The 3315-nt window shown below is 62.0% G+C and carries 2 protein-coding genes and 1 pseudogene; 2 read left to right on the top strand and 1 reads right to left on the bottom strand.

The genetic code is table 11. From position 1 onward, the window contains the following. Positions 1–442 precede the first annotated feature (442 nt). On the top strand, positions 443–1975 hold the full coding sequence (locus EOA24_RS31670; RefSeq protein ID WP_126082784.1) for an acyl-CoA carboxylase subunit beta: 1533 nt from the start codon (positions 443–445) through the stop codon (positions 1973–1975). 19 nt (positions 1976–1994) lie between these two features. Further along, positions 1995–2936: a glycosyltransferase gene (locus tag EOA24_RS31665; protein WP_126082785.1), complete on the top strand. Its 942-nt coding sequence runs from the start codon at positions 1995–1997 to the stop codon at positions 2934–2936. A gap of 10 nt (positions 2937–2946) precedes the next feature. Here the strand turns inward: EOA24_RS31665 and EOA24_RS31660 are convergent. Next, positions 2947–3315: pseudogene (locus tag EOA24_RS31660) on the bottom strand (hypothetical protein); the annotation flags it as partial.

Below are 3315 nucleotides of genomic sequence, written 5' to 3'. Positions count from 1 at the left end.
AAACCGGAGAGTTCCCCAGCGTCGTTGTTGGGGAGAGTGTTTTCGTTGGTCAAATTCATCTTCTTTCAAGCGGCGCAATCGCCGCAAACGTCGATGGCGGCAGGGCGCAACCTGCCGTCGAAACAAATATAAGGAAACGACAAGGCGGCGGACGGGAAACGTCCGCGCGGCTGCGCTGTCGTGCCCGCGGACGTCATGCCCCGGGGCTTTTTCGCCGTCTTGCCGATCGACCGAGGCCGATTTGAAAGAGGGAAAACAGACGCAACCAGTCTCATTCGTGGAGAAAGCCGGACAGGCCGGCCCAAGCGCCTATGGGCTGCATATGGCCGAGTCCGGCCCGAAATGCAAGGGGCGTCATGTTGCAATGCAGCAAAACGAGGGTGCTTGCGCTCTCCTGCCCTCGCCATTACCACAAACCACTTATCCGTTTTGGGGACCAGCGATGAAAGACGTGCTGAAGGAACTCGAACGCCGCCGCGATATTGCCCGCATGGGCGGCGGCAAGGACCGTATCGAGGCGCAGCACAAGAAGGGCAAGCTCACCGCCCGCGAGCGTATCGAGGTCTTCCTCGACGAGGGCTCGTTCGAGGAGTTCGACATGTATGTCGAGCATCGCTCGACCGATTTCGGCATGGAGAAAACCAAAATCGCCGGCGACGGCGTCGTCACCGGCTGGGGCACCGTCAACGGCCGCCCGGTCTATATCTTCGCCAAGGATTTCACCGTGTTCGGCGGTTCGCTGTCGGAGGCGCATGCCGAAAAGGTCATCAAGGTCCAGGAGATGGCGCTGCGCAACCGCGCGCCGATTATCGGGCTCTATGACGCAGGCGGCGCGCGCATCCAGGAAGGCGTGGCCGCGCTCGGCGGCTATGCCGAGATTTTTCAGCGCAATGTGCTCGCCTCAGGCGTGATCCCGCAGATATCGCTGATCATGGGCCCCTGCGCCGGCGGCGATGTCTATTCGCCCGCCATGACCGATTTCATCTTCATGGTGCGCGACACTTCCTACATGTTCGTCACTGGACCGGATGTGGTGAAGACGGTGACCAACGAGACGGTGACCGCCGAAAGCCTCGGCGGGGCTTCCGTCCACACGACCAAATCCTCGATCGCCGACGGCGCCTATGACAACGATGTCGAGGCGCTGCTGCAGATGCGCCGGCTGGTCGATCTGCTGCCGGCATCTAACACGGCGGAGATCCCCGAGATCGAGTGCTACCAGTCGGTGACGGACCACGACCTGTCGCTCGACCGGCTGATCCCCGACAACGCCAACAAGCCCTATGACATCAAGGAGCTGATCCTGAAGGTCGCCGACGAAGGCGATTTCTTCGAAATCCAACAGAGTTTTGCGAGAAACATCGTCACCGGCTTCGGTCGCGTCGAGGGGCGCACGGTGGGCTTCGTCGCCAACCAGCCGATGGTGCTGGCCGGCGTGCTCGATTCCGACGCCAGCCGGAAGGCGGCGCGCTTCGTGCGCTTCTGCGACTGTTTCTCGATTCCCATCGTCACCTTCGTCGATGTGCCGGGTTTCCTGCCTGGCACCGCGCAGGAATATGGCGGGCTGATCAAGCATGGCGCCAAGCTGCTCTTCGCCTATGCCGAAGCAACCGTGCCGAAGATCACCGTCATCACCCGCAAGGCCTATGGCGGGGCTTATGACGTTATGGCGTCGAAGCATCTGCGCGGCGACATGAACTATGCCTGGCCGACGGCGCAGATCGCCGTGATGGGCGCCAGGGGCGCGGTCGAGATCATCTACCGCAAGGACATCGGCGATCCGGAGAAAATTGCCGCCCATACAAAGACTTACGAGGATCGCTTCCTGTCGCCTTTCGTCGCCGCCGAACGCGGCTATGTCGATGAGGTGATCATGCCGCATTCGACGCGGCGTCGCGTGGCGCGCGCGCTGCGCATGCTGCGCAACAAGGACATGCAGAACCCCTGGAAGAAGCACGACAACATCCCGTTGTGAGAAGCCGCGCCGACAACAAATGCGCATAACCCTTGCAGCTCAGAGCCTTATTCCGGCCAAGGGGTATGGCGGCACGCAGCGCCAGGTCGAATGGCTGGTCACTGAACTGGTCAGGCTCGGCCACCATGTCGTCCTGATCGCCGCGCCGGGATCGTCGCATCCGATTTGCGAGGTTAGGCATGCGGTCAGCGATGCCGAGTGCAGGGCGGCGATCCCCCGCGACACGCAGATCGTCAATCTCCACGCCTGGAAAGTCGAGGTCCCCTTCCCGACCCTTAACACCGAGCACGGCCACCTACCGGACTATCCGCGGCCGCAGCTCAACTGGAACTTCCTCAGCGCCCGTCATGCCGAGCTGCATGGCCGCAAGAGCTTCGTCTACAACGGGTTTCCGGTGGACGCTTACCGGCTGACGCCAACGAAGAACGATCATCTCTTCTTCATGGCAGCGATCGCACGGGCCGGAAAGGGGCTGAACCGCGCGGTGGATCTTGCCAAGAAATTCGACTTCATCCTCGATATCGCCGGCGGCTCGCGCTGGAAGCTGCTCGGCCGCAGCAAGACGCGCCGCGAGGGCGTGTTCTTCAAGAGCCTTTCCGCCCGCTACCGTTTTCACGGCATGGTCGACGGCCAGGACAAGCTGCGCCTGCTGGGTGAATCGAAGGCATTCCTCAACCCGATCTCCTGGGAAGAACCGTTCGGTATGGCGCAGGTCGAGGCCATGCTGTGCGGCACACCCGTGCTCACCACACCGCGCGGCGCGCTCGTGGAAACCGTAGATGCCGATACCGGGCGCTTCTTCCAGACCGACGAGGAGTTCGGACGCGGTCTTGCTGCGATCGGAGGCCTGTCGGCGCAACGATGCCGCCAGTCGGCCGCTGACAGATTCCCTATCGAGAAGACGGCGAAGGCCTATCTGGAACTCTATGCGCGCATCCTTGATGGCGAAGCGCTTCCGTGACAAATCACCGTCACATCAGCCATTGGTGGCGATTGTTCCGGATCTGAAGGTACCGCCCGTTGCGTCCCATCCTCGTCTTCTGCTTGCCGGCGATCGGAGACTTCATCCGTTGCCATTCGGCAATCCAGATTCTGGCCGAGAAGTTTCCCGGGCATCCGATCGACGTCGCCACCTCGCCGCTTGCCGCGCCGCTGGCGCGGCTGATGCCGCATATCCGCAAGACATGGATTGTCGAGAAGCACTGGAATTCCCGTGGATAGCCGATGCGTTCCGGTATGCCGGCCAGCCATGGCACGAGCGCGGCCTTGGTGCTGCTGGTGAGCATATAGGCCGCCTGGTAGTTCTCCTTGCGGATTTCGCGCGCCAGACCTGCCCGTTG

It is taken from the genome of Mesorhizobium sp. M2A.F.Ca.ET.039.01.1.1 (assembly GCF_003998035.1).
In the GTDB taxonomy this organism is placed as follows: Bacteria; Pseudomonadota; Alphaproteobacteria; order Rhizobiales; family Rhizobiaceae; genus Mesorhizobium.
The sequence above is the reverse complement of the archived record's forward strand: the minus strand, read 5'-3'. Positions and strand labels throughout refer to the sequence as shown.